The following is a 17,250-nucleotide window of genomic DNA, read 5'->3' as shown; positions in this document are numbered from 1 at the left end:
GGTCTATTTTTTGCTGACGATAGTTTATCGGCTGACTTTGGTCGTGGATGATCGGAGGTTGATAGAGTGGCGATAAATTATCAGTGTGTGATTGAATTTGATTGCGCAAGAAGTCTGCAGCAGCAGGTCAGAGAGTACCTTGTCAAAGCGATTTTAGAGGGGATTTTTGCTCCGCAACAAGCGCTACCGTCTTGTCGCAAGCTCTCTCAACAACTAAAAGTCTCGCGCAATACCGTCTCGTTGGTGTATGAAAGTTTGCTTGATGATGGCTATTTAATTAGCCGCCCGCGCAGTGGGTATTATCTCGCGCAGGCTTATCAAATCAGTGATCAAGCTAGCCCAATCGCATTCAATTCGGTTGCAGAAAATAGTGCAATCGCTGCACCAAATTGGGTCGATAAAATAAAAATTAATACTCATCAATTTCCGCGCATCATCAAACCCAGTCAATGGAGTTGCTATAAATACCCCTTTATTTATGGACAGCCCTATATAAATGATTTTCCCTTGTCTCAGTGGCGAGAAGCTTCGCGTAAGGTGATCGCTGACGCTCAGGATCATGGTTGGTTGTGTGACAAGGTTGATAAGGATGTGGAGTTATTGATTGAGCAGATCCGCACCCGAGTGCTGCCGCAGCGTGGAATTCATGCCAGTAGTGAGGAAATTTTAATCACGATAGGCTCTCAGAATGGCTTATATCTGCTCTCTCAGTTGTTAATGAATCGAGATTCTCGAGTCGGGGTTGAAAATCCCGGATATAAAGAAGCCTACAATATTTTTAGTCTCGCCGGCGCGCAGTTATATCCACACCAAGTGGATGCCGAAGGGTTAAAATTGAACTCATGTTCTGCCATGTGTGATTACTTCTATGTTACGCCAAGTCATCAAGCACCAACCGCAGTCACCATGAGCCAGCAGCGGCGCAAACAGATTTTGGCGCTTGCTGAGCAAAGTGATGCGATCATCATTGAAGATGATTATGACTCGAACAGTAATTTTGAGCTCAATCCTGCTCCAGCGCTGAAAGCATTAGATAAGTCAGGGCGCGTGATTTACGTGAGTAGCTTTTCCAAAATTCTCGCGCCGGGTCTACGCCTCGGTTTTGTGGTGGCACCAGAAGAGCTGATCTATGAACTAAGAGGATTGCGTCGGCTGATGTTTCGCCATCCGCCAAGCCGATTACAGATGGAAATGGCGCATTTTATTGCCCAAGGTTACTACGACAGTTTTGTACGCCGTGTGCGTGAAAATACGCGGCAGCGGTGGGATATCATCAATCAAGCAGTCGCAAAGCACCTTCCCTATTGCGAGCGGTTAGCCAAGCATGAACTCAGCAATGCTCTATGGTTGCAGACCCCAGATAGGATCAGTTGTCAGCGATTAGTTTCTAAGGCTGCGCAGCACGGAGTCTTGGTCGAAACGGGTGCTTCACATTTTATTGCCACCTCACCGTCTACTGAGAGTGCCCAATCCCGATTGCCTCATGATGCTAATCGATATTTTAGGTTGGGCTTTCACTCGATTGATAAGGCGCTGATCCAGCCTGGAATCATTGAGTTAGCCAGAGCATTCGATGGCTTGCAATAAGCCGGAGTACAGTGATTAAGGGCGAGGTAACTAAGGGTAAGTAACAAAGGGTTAAGTAACAAAGGTAAAATAAGAGGGTGCGTGCCAAGCGATAAGGCTTGGCACGTTTCCGATTAAGCATCAAATTCGGCTAACACTTGATCGATGATTGCCACGCCATGCTTGATCTCATTGGGTTGGATGATCAGGGGCGGTGTGACATGAATTCGATTATTGACGATAAAGGTCAGCAGACCTCGCTCGGTGAGTTTTTGCTTGATCTGTGCCATTTTCTGGTTGCTTAACGGTTGCTTAGAAGCTCGGTCTTCAACCAGTTCCAGCGCCCAAAACATGCCTTTGCCACGAATATTACCGATCACGCTATGCTGTTCCATCAGAGCAACCAACGATGGGCCGAGCAATGTCTGGCCAATTTGATCGGCATAATGGATCATGCCTTCCTCCTCCATTGCATCAATGGTGGCGACAATCGCTGACATGGCAAGGGGATGTCCCGAATAGGTTAAGCCGCCCATAAAGCATTGATGCTTGAAGAACTCACATATCGGTTGACTGACGATCACCCCACCTGCCGGTACATAGCCAGAGTTGACTCCTTTGGCAAAGGTGACCAGATCTGGGATCACATTGAAGTGTTCGAACGCAAACCATTTACCGGTGCGCCCAAAGCCAACCATTACCTCATCTAAGATCAGCTGAATGCCATATTGGCTTGCGATTTCACGCACACCTTGTAGATAACCCTCTGGCGGCAGTAAGAAGCCGGCGGTACCGGGAATGGTTTCAAGTAGGATCGCCGCAATCGAGTCAGGGCCTTCACACTCGATGACTCGAGTTAAGTGAGCAAGAGCCCGAGTACATTCTTCACTTTCGGTCTTGGCGTCAAATTCTGTGCGATACAGGTAAGGGTTAAAAAAGTGCACATGCCCTCGGCTGTATTCGTTGGGGATACGGCGAAAGTCACCCGTGGCGGCGATTGCCGCGCCAGTATTGCCATGGTATGAGCGATAAGCTGAAAGCACTTTATCGCGGCCAGTAAACTGGCGCGCCATGCGAATTGCGTTCTCATTGGCATCCGCCCCAGCATTGGTAAAGAACACTTTTTGGAAGCCGCTCGGCGCTCGTGCCAAGATCCGTTTCGCGGCCATACCACGGGCTAGATTGGCCATTGCGGGCGCGATAGTCGCTAGTGTGTCCGCTTGTGCTTTGAGCGCGGTAATCACTTTAGGATGTTGATGACCAATATTGGTATTGACTAACTGGCTGCTAAAGTCTAAATATTTTTTCCCATCAAAATCCCACAGGGTACAACCTTGTCCACCGGCAATCGCCAGTGGCGTTGCACTCTCTTGAACTGACCAAGAATGGAAGACACATTGGTCTAATTCGATAACGTCTTGGTTTGTGACTTCAGATGATAACAAATCCATTTTCTTCTCCTAGCAATACGCTGGCTCTTTTGGTGAGCGGTAAGCGTATTGTGGCGATGAATTCTGAATAGGGTGTAGTGGCAGTTTCAAGAAAGTCATGGGTCAGCAGCGAGGCTCTGCCCTAGGTAATTTCGCAAACTGGCTCTACGCTGTTCACGCCCATCCGCTTAGATTAAGGGACGTAAAGCATGGCAGGTTCAAGGTATAAACCACTGCTCTAATGCTTATCGGCTTGGTGCCACTAAGATATTGAGTTTAATCAGGAAGATGAACATGAAGAAAATCGCATTTATTACTGGTGCCACGTCAGGGTTTGGACGTGCCGCGGCCCAAAAATTTGCCAGTCAAGGCTGGTCGTTGGTGTTGGCTGGTCGCCGATGGGAAAGACTGCTCGATCTGCAAGAAATGCTTAAGGTACCCACACACATTATTCAGTTAGATGTTCGAGATGCAAAGGCGGTCAAAAACGCAGTTGAGGCTCTACCGAGCGAATTTGCTCAGGTAACAACATTAATCAACAATGCCGGATTGGCTCTAGCACCAGAGGGCGCGGCACAGGTTGATTTATCCGATTGGCATACGATGATTGACACTAACTGTACTGGGCTGGTGAATGTGACCCATGCTTTGTTGCCCACCTTGATTAGAGTGGGGGCAGGAGCCACCATCATTAATATTGGCTCAATAGCTGGGCAATGGCCATATCCTGGTAGTCACGTTTATGGTGCGAGTAAGGCATTCGTAAAACAGTTTAGCTATAACTTACGCTGTGATTTGCAAGGTACCGGGGTGAGAGTGACCGATTTAGCCCCAGGAATTGCAGAAACCGAATTTACTTTGGTCAGAACCAAAGGCAACCAGTCAGCTTCAGATCAATTATATCGAGGCACAACCCCATTAAGCGCAGAAGATATTGCCGAACAGATGTTTTATATCGCCAATTTGCCACACCATATCAATATCAACCGAGTTGAGGTGATGCCAACCCGTCAAGCTTGGTCACCATTTGCCATTGATCGTGACTAGCAGGCATTCCGTATCGCAAGTGGCCACCAGTTTAGCTGGTGGCCTTTATCTTAAATTGAATGCTTAGCGGTGCGGATGGTTTATTTCCCCACGCCGCACCCAGCGCGCTTTTTACTACAATCGAAAACCGTTGAAACCCTTATTGAATGCGCTCTAGCAGTACGCCCGCTTCCATGTGGTGGGTATAGGGGAATTGATCAAACAGAGCAAAACGTACTACTTGATGGGTTTGACTGAGCAGTTGTAGATTCTCTTGCAGTGTTTCAGGGTTACAAGAGATGTACAAAATACGCTGATAACCTTGCACCATTTTGCAGGTGTCAATATCCATCCCTGAGCGTGGTGGGTCGACAAAAATAGTGTTGCAGTGGTAACTGGCCAGATCGACGCCGGCATCTTTGAGGCGGTTAAATTCGCGTTTGCCTTCCATCGCTTGAGTAAACTCTTCAGCCGACATACGGATGATTTGTACATTGTCGATCTGGTTGGCGGCGATATTAAATTGTGCCGCCTCGACCGAAGGCTTGGCCAATTCGGTTGCCAACACTCGTTCAAAGTTTTGTGCGAGTGCAAGTGAGAAATTACCGTTGCCGCAATACAGCTCAAGCAGATCGCCTTGACTGTCTTGGGTACAGTCGACCGCCCATTCCAACATCTTTTCTGCGACTTTGGCATTGGGTTGGGTAAAGCTGTTTTCGACTTGTTTATAAATGTATGGCTTGCCGTTGACCTGTAATTTTTCAACCACGTAGTCACGATCCAATACCATTTTCATTTTACGCGCACGGCCAATCAGGTTGAGATTAAACCCTTCATCATTTAAACGCTGTTTCAAAGCTTGAGCTGCCGTTTCCCACTCTTCGCTGAGCTGACGATGGTATAACAGCGACACCAAAATTTCGCCGCTGAGAGTGGAGAGGAAATCCACTTGGAATAATTTATGGCGCAGAATATGGCTGCCTTTCATCGCTTCGATCAGCAGTGGCATCAAATCATTGATCAGGCGACTGGCGGCGGGAAATTGATCCACCCGATATTTTTCACGCGTCTGTTGGTTGAACATGATGTAGTACATGTCATCACCTTGATGCCAAATTCGAAATTCAGCGCGCATTCGGTAATTCGCCTGTGGCGACTCAAACACTTCCAGCTCAGGCATTGAGTAGTCAACAAACATTGCTTTTAAGCGAGCAACTTTGTCGGCCAATTGAGCTTGGTAGAGTGGTGGGTTTACATCAAGAGTCGCCATTGGAGTACCTTTTTATGGGCTATTACAGAAAGAGCGCAGATTTTATTCAATCTCGGCCAGTTGTCCAGTTTTGCTCCATGATTGGCTGGATATTGAGTGTAAAACCGATCGGCACGGAATCTGTACTGGACAATTTTTGCTTCACTCAATACTATTTGCGGCGAGCTGGTGCTATTTAGATGCCTGGATGGCTAAAAATAGCTGAAAAGGGAATCCGGTGTGAATCCGGAACTGACGCGCAGCGGTAAGAGAGAACGAACGCTCAAATGACACTGCTCTTGGAGTGGGAAGTCGAGCCAGTAGGTGCAAAGTGCTCTCAAGTCCGAAGACCTGCCAGCCACTGAGTGATGCCGTGGTTTTCACTTAGCAGGATTAACGCGATTTAGGATAATAATATGCAAAAATCAGCACTAGCGATCGCTCTAGCATCGCTGCTAACCCCTATCTCTTATTTACACGCCAGCGAAGCCCAATCAGAAGAAACCGTCGTGGTAACGGCCAATCGTTTTGAGCAAAATCAAGCTTCAGTATTAGCAGCGACAACGGTAATTAATCGTCAAGAAATTGAAAGGTATCAAGCTAACTCGTTAACCGAGGTGTTGCGTCGAGTACCTGGTGTCGAAATTGGCCAAAATGGTGGTCGTGGTCATAATGCATCGGTATATATGCGCGGTACTAATAGTGGCCATGTGCTGGTATTGGTTGATGGTGTGCGTATTGATTCTGCTGCTGGTGGAGTAGCAATTAACCATTTTCCTCTTGGGTTGGTTGAACGTCTTGAGGTCATTCGCGGTCCTGGGGCTGCTGTGTATGGTTCTGATGCAATTGGTGGGGTGATCAATATTATTACTCGTTCTCGTCGTGGTAATAATCTAAAACAAGTGACTGCGGGTATTGGTAGCAATCAAGCTCGTAGCAGTGACTTAGTTGCTAAGACTGATGTGAATGAACAAGGACATCTGCAATTAGCCGCCGGTTTTGAAAAGACGGATGGTTATGATATCAACCGTACTCAGACTGGCGTTGACTACGGTTATGCAAGCCAAAATTTGATGGGTGGTTATGAGCATCGTTTTAATGACAATTGGCTGGGGTATGTTTCAGCTAGTTGGTTTGACAGTGATGTTGAATACAATTCGTCAGGTCTATGGCATGGATTCACTGACAATCAGAGCATTACTGGCCAACTGAATTATGAAGGCAGTAAGCTAAAAAGTTTGATGTCTTTAAACTACCAAAAGACGGATAGTCGTAATTATAGCCAAAGTGAAGGTAAAGATAATGCCAGCACCCGCGCAAATATCGAGCTGACACAGGTTCAATGGGCAAATATCTATAGATTGAATGAAGTGGTTGAACTCGGTGGTGGTATGGATGCACGCCGTGAGTCTTTAAACCGTGATGCTCTGAGCTATGGCTCTGCTCATGCCTTAGCTGGAGAAAGTCGTGATACGCAAGGTGCTTTTGGTTTGGGGCGTCTTACGGTGAATAATTGGATTTTTGAAGCTAATGTTCGTTATGACAAACATGATAAATATGATGATTACACGACGTGGTCATTAGCCAGTGGTTACCAGATTAACTCGCATTATAGAGCAAGAGCAAGCTATGGAACTGCATTTAAAGCGCCGACTTATACTAATTTATCAACCTCGCCTGATCTTCAACCAGAAACGTCAAAAAATATCGAATTAGGTATTGATGCTACATATTCTCTGGCTCGTGTGAGCTTGTCGGCTTACGACAATAAAGTAGATAACCTTATCATTTGGTATTCAGATCCAAACGGAAGCATCTGTAATGTCGTAAGTTATGGTGGTTGTTCACTCAATACGGATGCTCGTATCAAAGGGCTAGAGTTGGAAGTCAATTTTGATACGGGTCTTATCAACCATACTCTAGTGGCTGAATACAAAGATCATCAAGATGATAACGGTATACAGCTAGCTCGTCGTGCGAAACAAAACTATAAGTGGATCACATCAGCACAATTGGGTGATTTCGATTTTAGCACCACTTATACCTATACAGGTAAGCGTTTAGATTTGCCTACAGCTGCGCCGACAGGGGATGACTACATCCCAGCAACAAATCTGTGGGATATGTCAGTGGGATATTGGGTGAATGAGGATATGGTTCTTCGTGGCCGAATTGAAAACGTATTCAACGAGCAATACGAAAGTGCGATTGGCTACAAGGCGCCTGAGCGTGCCTACTATTTCAATGTCGCTTATCAATTCTAATCTTTCAAACCGCCTTCGGGCGGTTTTACTTTGTATGATTGGTAGTAACCCATGAACAAAAAGAAAGTCATCATTAGTTGGTCGTCAGGCAAAGATTCGACACTCACCTTGGAGCGGTTACGTGAAAGACCGGATGTTGAGGTGGTCGGTCTGGTTACCACCTATGTCGGGGATGAAGTGCCTTTTCAAGCTACACCCCTTGAGGTATTAGAGCTGCAAGCACAACTGGTTGGTTTACCGCTGATTAAAATCGAGTTACCCAGCATCTTCCCAAGTAATCTGGTTTATCAAACAAGTGTGGTCGATGGCTTGAAAAACTCAGGCTTAACCTTTGATGCGCTAGCGTTTGGTGATCTGTTTTGTAATGGTATTGCTGAGTATCGTCAGGCTTACTTAGAGCCAGCAGGGTGGCAATGCTTATTTCCACTGATGGGAGAGTGTTCCAAGCAACTGGCACAAGAGATTATTACGCGCGGTATTCAAACGTTAGTGGTCACTACCGATGGTGAACAATTGAGTGCTGATTATTGTGGACGTTGGTATAACGCGGAGTTTCTTCAAGCGCTGCCTAAAGGTATCGATCCGTGTGGTGAAAATGGTGAGTTTCATACTTTAGTCACTCAAGCTCCGTGTATGGCTGGACGTTTAGATTTACGTCTTGAGGGGCAAGACCAGACCGAGCGTTTCTGTTATCAAAGGTATCGGGCACAGATTGCCTAATTTAGTAGAGAGAGTATTATCAAGGCGTTTTTTCTAGCTAGATTGTGGTGCTCGTGCCTTGTTCATCTTACCCCCGTGTACTTATTTTTGATTCTGGTGTTGGTGGTCTTTCCGTTTATCAGGAAATTAAAGCGCGTTTACCGCAACTCAATTATGTGTATTTGCTCGATAATGCGGCCTATCCCTACGGAGAGTTAGCACAAGAGACCTTACTTGAGCGTGTCGATTGGCTGGTCACGCGCATGGTCGAGCAACAACATATCGATCTGGTCGTGATTGCTTGTAATACTGCGAGCACGATCGTGCTGCCGCAGCTGCGAGCCAAACTCAGTATTCCTGTGGTCGGGGTTGTGCCAGCCATCAAACCCGCGTCTTTGATTGCCAGTAAAGCGATTGGCCTGATCGCGACACCAGCAACGGTCAAGCGCCAATACACACAAGATTTGATCCGCCATTTTTCTGCTGACAAACCGGTGGAGTTATTAGGGTCAACGCGATTGGTGAATATGGCCGAGGAGAAATTACGCGGTCAGCCACTTAATCTCACAGAGCTAGAAAGCATATTGCAACCACTTAAACACAAGATTGATGTGGCGGTGCTAGGCTGTACTCACTTTCCACTGATTAAAGACGAGATTCAACAAGTGCTCGGTGAGCAAGTGCAATTGATTGATTCTGGGCAAGCTATTGCGCGGCGTGTACAGGAGTTATTGGCCATCGAGCAAGGTCAAACTTCACATCAGAAACATCAAATTTACGCCAGCGCACCACCTTGGCAAGCCAGTGCGCTGAATGTAAAGCTCGAACAGTTAGGATTTAATCCTGTGCAGCTATTTCCTCATCCGATTTAGGATCATTAGCGATCCTAACTTTTAAGGTGCGCTGCATATATTCCTTTTCATTGAGTGCATCAATTGCGGCTTGAGCTTGACTGGCTGCCATCACGACAAATCCAAATCCGCGCCGTTTGCCGGTTCGTTTATCTTTCATAAGTCGTACGACAAACACTTCTCCATATTCGGAAAACAGATCTTTGACATGAGACTCATTGGCTTTATAGGGCAAATTGCCGACATAAAGCGTTTTGGTAGTAGAAGAGATCTCTTCATCATCACCAATAACGGAAGTTTGAGTAGACAGTTTGCAAATTACAGTGGTTGCAACTACACCAACTAAAAAAGCCAAAGAAGGGTGTAGCGCCAATTGTGATAAAACTCCGGCACCAATAACCGCAAGTAGGGCGATCCATAACATCGATTTGTCAGATTTCATATTGAGTTACTACGCATTTGAGAGAAAGAAGATTGATTGCCTATCGATGAGTTAACAAAATAGACACAGGGATCTTACGTATATGATTGATATTTTTCCAATCGAATGGTGTGACCCCCTTCAAATGTTGAAATTTTATTCAATAAATGGCCGAATTGCTGGCTTTGTAAACGAATGAATGATTTTTTAGAAAAAAGTGCATTTAGGGTCTTGCCAGAAACAAAATCATCCCTATAATGCGCCCTCACTGACACGGCAGACGCCGCAAGGCCTCAGGGCCAGTCAGTGAGGCAAAACGCTTCGATGCAAAAAGATGAAAAAAGTGTTTGACACTGACAATTATCTCGCTAGAATGCACAGCCTCTTCGGTAAGAAAGCCGAAGCAAAACGCTCTTTAACAATATAAACCAATCAATCTGTGTGGGCACTCGTTGATGATAATCTCAAAAAGATTAATCAATGAACTGAGTGACCAAACGAGACGAAAGTCTTGGCACAGTCAATTCATTATCGTTCTGTTGGAACGATAATAGCTTTAAATTACTAAGGTAATTTAAAGTCAGTATTCATTGAGCCGAAGCGAAAGCTTCAAAAAACTTTTAATTGAAGAGTTTGATCATGGCTCAGATTGAACGCTGGCGGCAGGCCTAACACATGCAAGTCGAGCGGCAGCACAGAGGAACTTGTTCCTTGGGTGGCGAGCGGCGGACGGGTGAGTAATGCCTGGGAAATTGCCCTGATGTGGGGGATAACCATTGGAAACGATGGCTAATACCGCATGATGCCTACGGGCCAAAGAGGGGGACCTTCGGGCCTCTCGCGTCAGGATATGCCCAGGTGGGATTAGCTAGTTGGTGAGGTAATGGCTCACCAAGGCGACGATCCCTAGCTGGTCTGAGAGGATGATCAGCCACACTGGAACTGAGACACGGTCCAGACTCCTACGGGAGGCAGCAGTGGGGAATATTGCACAATGGGCGCAAGCCTGATGCAGCCATGCCGCGTGTATGAAGAAGGCCTTCGGGTTGTAAAGTACTTTCAGTCGTGAGGAAGGTTGTAGTGTGAATAGCACTATGATTTGACGTTAGCGACAGAAGAAGCACCGGCTAACTCCGTGCCAGCAGCCGCGGTAATACGGAGGGTGCGAGCGTTAATCGGAATTACTGGGCGTAAAGCGCATGCAGGTGGTTTGTTAAGTCAGATGTGAAAGCCCTGGGCTCAACCTAGGAGTTGCATTTGAAACTGACAAGCTAGAGTACTGTAGAGGGGGGTAGAATTTCAGGTGTAGCGGTGAAATGCGTAGAGATCTGAAGGAATACCGGTGGCGAAGGCGGCCCCCTGGACAGATACTGACACTCAGATGCGAAAGCGTGGGGAGCAAACAGGATTAGATACCCTGGTAGTCCACGCCGTAAACGATGTCTACTTGGAGGTTGTGGCCTTGAGCCGTGGCTTTCGGAGCTAACGCGTTAAGTAGACCGCCTGGGGAGTACGGTCGCAAGATTAAAACTCAAATGAATTGACGGGGGCCCGCACAAGCGGTGGAGCATGTGGTTTAATTCGATGCAACGCGAAGAACCTTACCTACTCTTGACATCCTCAGAAGAGACTGGAGACAGTCTTGTGCCTTCGGGAACTGAGAGACAGGTGCTGCATGGCTGTCGTCAGCTCGTGTTGTGAAATGTTGGGTTAAGTCCCGCAACGAGCGCAACCCTTATCCTTGTTTGCCAGCACGTAATGGTGGGAACTCCAGGGAGACTGCCGGTGATAAACCGGAGGAAGGTGGGGACGACGTCAAGTCATCATGGCCCTTACGAGTAGGGCTACACACGTGCTACAATGGCGTATACAGAGGGCAGCGATACCGCGAGGTGGAGCGAATCTCAGAAAGTGCGTCGTAGTCCGGATTGGAGTCTGCAACTCGACTCCATGAAGTCGGAATCGCTAGTAATCGCAAATCAGAATGTTGCGGTGAATACGTTCCCGGGCCTTGTACACACCGCCCGTCACACCATGGGAGTGGGCTGCAAAAGAAGCAGGTAGTTTAACCTTCGGGAGGACGCTTGCCACTTTGTGGTTCATGACTGGGGTGAAGTCGTAACAAGGTAGCGCTAGGGGAACCTGGCGCTGGATCACCTCCTTACACGATGATTATCGTGATGAGTGTCCACACAGATTGATATGGTTTAGATTTGAGCATGAAGTGGGTCTGTAGCTCAGGTGGTTAGAGCGTACGCCTGATAAGCGTAAGGTCGGTGGTTCGAGTCCACTCAGACCCACCACTAACGATGGGGTTATAGCTCAGCTGGGAGAGCGCCTGCCTTGCACGCAGGAGGTCTGCGGTTCGATCCCGCATAGCTCCACCATCTTTAAGTGCATTCGATGAGTGCTTTTAAAAATGGTTCTTCATGAATCTTGCTCTTTAACAATTTGGAAAGCTGACAAAACAACAATTTATTGTTGTTTGTAAAGTTCTCAATGTTTATCGAAAGATAAACACCAACAACACATTCAAGTGTGCTTGGTATCGAATAAGACTTAGGTCTTGTTCAAATTTGAGTCCGGCAAAATCTGTCTCGCACTCATGAAAATTAAACGCGAGACAACTTAGGTTGTTTAAACAACAACCCGAAACTCCTTCGGGTTGTATGGTTAAGTGACTAAGCGTACACGGTGGATGCCTGGGCAGTCAGAGGCGATGAAGGACGTACTAACTTGCGATAAGCGCAGATGAGGCAGTAAGAGCCGTTTGAGTCTGCGATTTCCGAATGGGGAAACCCAGCTGCATAAGCAGTTATCACTAGATGAATACATAGTCTAGTGAGGCAAACCGGGGGAACTGAAACATCTAAGTACCCCGAGGAGAAGAAATCAACCGAGATTCCGGTAGTAGCGGCGAGCGAACCTGGATTAGCCCTTAAGCACTCGTTGAAGTAGGTGAACAAGCTGGAAAGCTTGGCGAAACAGGGTGATAGCCCCGTAACCGACGCTTCATCGAGCGTGAAATCGAGTAGGGCGGGACACGTGATATCCTGTCTGAATATGGGGGGACCATCCTCCAAGGCTAAATACTCCTGACTGACCGATAGTGAACCAGTACCGTGAGGGAAAGGCGAAAAGAACCCCTGTGAGGGGAGTGAAATAGAACCTGAAACCGTGTACGTACAAGCAGTAGGAGCACCTTCGTGGTGTGACTGCGTACCTTTTGTATAATGGGTCAGCGACTTATATTCAGTGGCAAGGTTAACCGAATAGGGGAGCCGTAGGGAAACCGAGTCTTAACTGGGCGTTCAGTCTCTGGATATAGACCCGAAACCGGGTGATCTAGCCATGGGCAGGTTGAAGGTTGAGTAACATCAACTGGAGGACCGAACCGACTAATGTTGAAAAATTAGCGGATGACTTGTGGCTAGGGGTGAAAGGCCAATCAAACTCGGAGATAGCTGGTTCTCCCCGAAAGCTATTTAGGTAGCGCCTCGGACGAATACTACTGGGGGTAGAGCACTGTTAAGGCTAGGGGGTCATCCCGACTTACCAACCCTTTGCAAACTCCGAATACCAGTAAGTACTATCCGGGAGACACACGGCGGGTGCTAACGTCCGTCGTGGAGAGGGAAACAACCCAGACCGCCAGCTAAGGTCCCAAAGTATTGCTAAGTGGGAAACGATGTGGGAAGGCTCAGACAGCTAGGATGTTGGCTTAGAAGCAGCCATCATTTAAAGAAAGCGTAATAGCTCACTAGTCGAGTCGGCCTGCGCGGAAGATGTAACGGGGCTAAGCAATACACCGAAGCTGCGGCAATATCTTTTAGATATTGGGTAGGGGAGCGTTCTGTAAGCCGTTGAAGGTGAACTGTAAGGTTTGCTGGAGGTATCAGAAGTGCGAATGCTGACATGAGTAACGACAAAGGGGGTGAAAAACCTCCTCGCCGGAAGACCAAGGGTTCCTGTCCAACGTTAATCGGGGCAGGGTGAGTCGACCCCTAAGGTGAGGCCGAAAGGCGTAATCGATGGGAAACGGGTTAATATTCCCGTACTTTTGACTATTGCGATGGGGGGACGGAGAAGGCTAGGTGGGCCAGGCGACGGTTGTCCTGGTTCAAGTGCGTAGGCTAGAGAGTTAGGCAAATCCGGCTCTCTGTTAGGCTGAGACACGACGTCGAGCTGCTACGGCAGTGAAGTCATTGATGCCCTGCTTCCAGGAAAAGCCTCTAAGCTTCAGATAGTCAGAAATCGTACCCCAAACCGACACAGGTGGTCGGGTAGAGAATACCAAGGCGCTTGAGAGAACTCGGGTGAAGGAACTAGGCAAAATGGTACCGTAACTTCGGGAGAAGGTACGCTCTTGATGGTGAAGTCCCTCGCGGATGGAGCTGACGAGAGTCGCAGATACCAGGTGGCTGCAACTGTTTATTAAAAACACAGCACTGTGCAAAATCGCAAGATGACGTATACGGTGTGACGCCTGCCCGGTGCCGGAAGGTTAATTGATGGGGTTAGCGCAAGCGAAGCTCTTGATCGAAGCCCCGGTAAACGGCGGCCGTAACTATAACGGTCCTAAGGTAGCGAAATTCCTTGTCGGGTAAGTTCCGACCTGCACGAATGGCGTAATGATGGCCACGCTGTCTCCACCCGAGACTCAGTGAAATTGAAATCGCTGTGAAGATGCAGTGTACCCGCGGCTAGACGGAAAGACCCCGTGAACCTTTACTACAGCTTGGCACTGAACATTGAACCTACATGTGTAGGATAGGTGGGAGGCTATGAATCGATGACGCTAGTTGTCGTGGAGCCGTCCTTGAAATACCACCCTTGTATGTTTGATGTTCTAACTTAGGCCCCTAATCGGGGTTGAGGACAGTGCCTGGTGGGTAGTTTGACTGGGGCGGTCTCCTCCCAAAGAGTAACGGAGGAGCACGAAGGTGGGCTAATCACGGTTGGACATCGTGAGGTTAGTGCAATGGCATAAGCCCGCTTAACTGCGAGAATGACGGTTCGAGCAGGTGCGAAAGCAGGTCATAGTGATCCGGTGGTTCTGAATGGAAGGGCCATCGCTCAACGGATAAAAGGTACTCCGGGGATAACAGGCTGATACCGCCCAAGAGTTCATATCGACGGCGGTGTTTGGCACCTCGATGTCGGCTCATCACATCCTGGGGCTGAAGTCGGTCCCAAGGGTATGGCTGTTCGCCATTTAAAGTGGTACGCGAGCTGGGTTTAGAACGTCGTGAGACAGTTCGGTCCCTATCTGCCGTGGGCGTTGGAAGATTGAAGGGGGCTGCTCCTAGTACGAGAGGACCGGAGTGGACGAACCTCTGGTGTTCGGGTTGTGTCGCCAGACGCATTGCCCGGTAGCTAAGTTCGGAATTGATAACCGCTGAAAGCATCTAAGCGGGAAGCGAGCCCTGAGATGAGTCTTCCCTGACGGTTTAACCGTCCTAAAGGGTTGTTCGAGACTAGAACGTTGATAGGCAGGGTGTGTAAGCGTTGTGAGGCGTTGAGCTAACCTGTACTAATTGCCCGTGAGGCTTAACCATACAACACCCAAGGGGTTTTGATGGACTCAAAGTTAAGCGCATAAGAATGTGTGTGAGAATGAAGACAGCTTTCCAGAATTGTTGGTTTTCACTTTTTAAGAAGAAGTGAAATCAAAAACAGAATTTTGCTTGGCGACCATAGCGTTTTGGACCCACCTGACTCCATTCCGAACTCAGAAGTGAAACGAAACAGCGTCGATGGTAGTGTGGGGTTTCCCCATGTGAGAGTAGAACATCGCCAGGCTTTGATCCCGACTGGTCTAGAGATAGACGAGTCACCATAAGATTCTAAGAATATTTAGAGTATTATGTTGACTTTCAAAGCGGAAAGCGTACTATACGCACCTCGCTGAAGTGTTAACGCACTGAAAGCTAAGCTCTTTAACAATATAAACCAATCAATCTGTGTGGGCACTCGTTGATGATAATCTCAAAAAGATTAATCAATGAACTGAGTGACCAAACGAGACGAAAGTCTTGGCACAGTCAATTCATTATCGTTCTGTTGGAACGATAATAGCTTTAAATTACTAAGGTAATTTAAAGTCAGTATTCATTGAGCCGAAGCGAAAGCTTCAAAAAACTTTTAATTGAAGAGTTTGATCATGGCTCAGATTGAACGCTGGCGGCAGGCCTAACACATGCAAGTCGAGCGGCAGCACAGAGGAACTTGTTCCTTGGGTGGCGAGCGGCGGACGGGTGAGTAATGCCTGGGAAATTGCCCTGATGTGGGGGATAACCATTGGAAACGATGGCTAATACCGCATGATGCCTACGGGCCAAAGAGGGGGACCTTCGGGCCTCTCGCGTCAGGATATGCCCAGGTGGGATTAGCTAGTTGGTGAGGTAATGGCTCACCAAGGCGACGATCCCTAGCTGGTCTGAGAGGATGATCAGCCACACTGGAACTGAGACACGGTCCAGACTCCTACGGGAGGCAGCAGTGGGGAATATTGCACAATGGGCGCAAGCCTGATGCAGCCATGCCGCGTGTATGAAGAAGGCCTTCGGGTTGTAAAGTACTTTCAGTCGTGAGGAAGGTTGTAGTGTGAATAGCACTATGATTTGACGTTAGCGACAGAAGAAGCACCGGCTAACTCCGTGCCAGCAGCCGCGGTAATACGGAGGGTGCGAGCGTTAATCGGAATTACTGGGCGTAAAGCGCATGCAGGTGGTTTGTTAAGTCAGATGTGAAAGCCCTGGGCTCAACCTAGGAGTTGCATTTGAAACTGACAAGCTAGAGTACTGTAGAGGGGGGTAGAATTTCAGGTGTAGCGGTGAAATGCGTAGAGATCTGAAGGAATACCGGTGGCGAAGGCGGCCCCCTGGACAGATACTGACACTCAGATGCGAAAGCGTGGGGAGCAAACAGGATTAGATACCCTGGTAGTCCACGCCGTAAACGATGTCTACTTGGAGGTTGTGGCCTTGAGCCGTGGCTTTCGGAGCTAACGCGTTAAGTAGACCGCCTGGGGAGTACGGTCGCAAGATTAAAACTCAAATGAATTGACGGGGGCCCGCACAAGCGGTGGAGCATGTGGTTTAATTCGATGCAACGCGAAGAACCTTACCTACTCTTGACATCCTCAGAAGAGACTGGAGACAGTCTTGTGCCTTCGGGAACTGAGAGACAGGTGCTGCATGGCTGTCGTCAGCTCGTGTTGTGAAATGTTGGGTTAAGTCCCGCAACGAGCGCAACCCTTATCCTTGTTTGCCAGCACGTAATGGTGGGAACTCCAGGGAGACTGCCGGTGATAAACCGGAGGAAGGTGGGGACGACGTCAAGTCATCATGGCCCTTACGAGTAGGGCTACACACGTGCTACAATGGCGTATACAGAGGGCAGCGATACCGCGAGGTGGAGCGAATCTCAGAAAGTGCGTCGTAGTCCGGATTGGAGTCTGCAACTCGACTCCATGAAGTCGGAATCGCTAGTAATCGCAAATCAGAATGTTGCGGTGAATACGTTCCCGGGCCTTGTACACACCGCCCGTCACACCATGGGAGTGGGCTGCAAAAGAAGCAGGTAGTTTAACCTTCGGGAGGACGCTTGCCACTTTGTGGTTCATGACTGGGGTGAAGTCGTAACAAGGTAGCGCTAGGGGAACCTGGCGCTGGATCACCTCCTTACACGATGATTATCGTGATGAGTGTCCACACAGATTGATATGGTTTAGATTAGAGAA

General features: G+C 48.1%; 8 protein-coding genes, 2 tRNA genes, 4 rRNA genes and 1 riboswitch. Of the genes, 11 read left to right on the top strand and 3 right to left on the bottom strand.

Features of this window, described 5'->3' with window-relative positions; all coding sequences use genetic code 11:
• Positions 1-66 precede the first annotated feature (66 nt).
• Positions 67-1,587 carry a MocR-like pyridoxine biosynthesis transcription factor PdxR gene (gene pdxR / locus OOK74_RS10895; RefSeq protein WP_278182794.1) on the top strand — a complete coding sequence of 507 codons (1,521 nt, stop codon included), beginning with the start codon at positions 67-69 and terminating at the stop codon, positions 1,585-1,587.
• A 113-nt stretch (positions 1,588-1,700) separates the two neighbouring features.
• On the opposite strand, the gene OOK74_RS10890 is transcribed toward pdxR, so the two are convergent.
• Positions 1,701-3,017: an aspartate aminotransferase family protein gene (locus OOK74_RS10890; RefSeq protein ID WP_278182793.1), complete on the bottom strand. Its 1,317-nt coding sequence runs from the start codon at positions 3,015-3,017 to the stop codon at positions 1,701-1,703.
• A gap of 273 nt (positions 3,018-3,290) precedes the next feature.
• Between OOK74_RS10890 and OOK74_RS10885 the strand changes: the two genes are divergently transcribed.
• Complete coding sequence (locus OOK74_RS10885) at positions 3,291-4,043, top strand: SDR family NAD(P)-dependent oxidoreductase (protein ID WP_278182792.1); 753 nt, start codon at positions 3,291-3,293, stop codon at positions 4,041-4,043.
• Between the two features lie 139 nt (positions 4,044-4,182).
• Here OOK74_RS10885 and trmA read toward each other — a convergent pair whose 3' ends face one another.
• Positions 4,183-5,292, bottom strand: a complete 1,110-nt coding sequence (gene trmA, locus OOK74_RS10880; RefSeq protein ID WP_278182791.1) for a tRNA (uridine(54)-C5)-methyltransferase TrmA — start codon at positions 5,290-5,292, stop codon at positions 4,183-4,185.
• A gap of 149 nt (positions 5,293-5,441) precedes the next feature.
• Positions 5,442-5,644, top strand: a riboswitch (cobalamin riboswitch).
• Positions 5,645-5,687: 43 nt separating this feature from the next.
• Here trmA and OOK74_RS10875 point away from each other — a divergent pair.
• Genes OOK74_RS10875 through murI form a run of 3 tightly spaced genes read left to right on the top strand, consistent with a single transcriptional unit; the run spans position 5,688 to position 9,106 of the window.
• Positions 5,688-7,535 (top strand): TonB-dependent receptor domain-containing protein, encoded by a 1,848-nt coding sequence (locus OOK74_RS10875; RefSeq protein ID WP_278182790.1) that lies wholly within the window; start codon positions 5,688-5,690, stop codon positions 7,533-7,535.
• Between the two features lie 51 nt (positions 7,536-7,586).
• Positions 7,587-8,255: an adenine nucleotide alpha hydrolase gene (locus OOK74_RS10870; protein WP_278182789.1), complete on the top strand. Its 669-nt coding sequence runs from the start codon at positions 7,587-7,589 to the stop codon at positions 8,253-8,255.
• 53 nt (positions 8,256-8,308) lie between these two features.
• Complete coding sequence (gene murI, locus OOK74_RS10865) at positions 8,309-9,106, top strand: glutamate racemase (RefSeq protein WP_274723297.1); 798 nt, start codon at positions 8,309-8,311, stop codon at positions 9,104-9,106.
• On the opposite strand, the gene OOK74_RS10860 is transcribed toward murI, so the two are convergent.
• Positions 9,072-9,527, bottom strand: a complete 456-nt coding sequence (locus OOK74_RS10860; RefSeq protein ID WP_274723296.1) for an RNA recognition motif domain-containing protein — start codon at positions 9,525-9,527, stop codon at positions 9,072-9,074. The genes murI and OOK74_RS10860 overlap by 35 nt on opposite strands.
• A gap of 600 nt (positions 9,528-10,127) precedes the next feature.
• Between OOK74_RS10860 and OOK74_RS10855 the strand changes: the two genes are divergently transcribed.
• The 6 genes from OOK74_RS10855 (at position 10,128) to OOK74_RS10830 (ending at position 17,194) form a co-directional block, all read left to right on the top strand.
• Positions 10,128-11,670, top strand: a 16S ribosomal RNA gene (locus OOK74_RS10855).
• A 62-nt stretch (positions 11,671-11,732) separates the two neighbouring features.
• A tRNA-Ile gene (locus OOK74_RS10850) sits at positions 11,733-11,809 on the top strand.
• Between the two features lie 8 nt (positions 11,810-11,817).
• Positions 11,818-11,893 (top strand) — tRNA-Ala (locus OOK74_RS10845).
• A gap of 284 nt (positions 11,894-12,177) precedes the next feature.
• Positions 12,178-15,064: ribosomal RNA gene (locus tag OOK74_RS10840) — 23S ribosomal RNA — on the top strand.
• Between the two features lie 128 nt (positions 15,065-15,192).
• Positions 15,193-15,308 (top strand): 5S ribosomal RNA (gene rrf, locus OOK74_RS10835).
• Between the two features lie 343 nt (positions 15,309-15,651).
• Positions 15,652-17,194: ribosomal RNA gene (locus OOK74_RS10830) — 16S ribosomal RNA — on the top strand.
• The 16S, 23S and 5S rRNA genes sit together here with 2 tRNA genes alongside, the layout of an rRNA operon.
• Positions 17,195-17,250: the final 56 nt, after the last annotated feature.

Origin of the sequence: Vibrio misgurnus, assembly GCF_029635775.1 — a bacterium.
Classification (GTDB): domain Bacteria; phylum Pseudomonadota; class Gammaproteobacteria; order Enterobacterales; family Vibrionaceae; genus Vibrio; species Vibrio chanodichtyis.
This window is presented reverse-complemented; position numbering and strand designations above follow the sequence as displayed.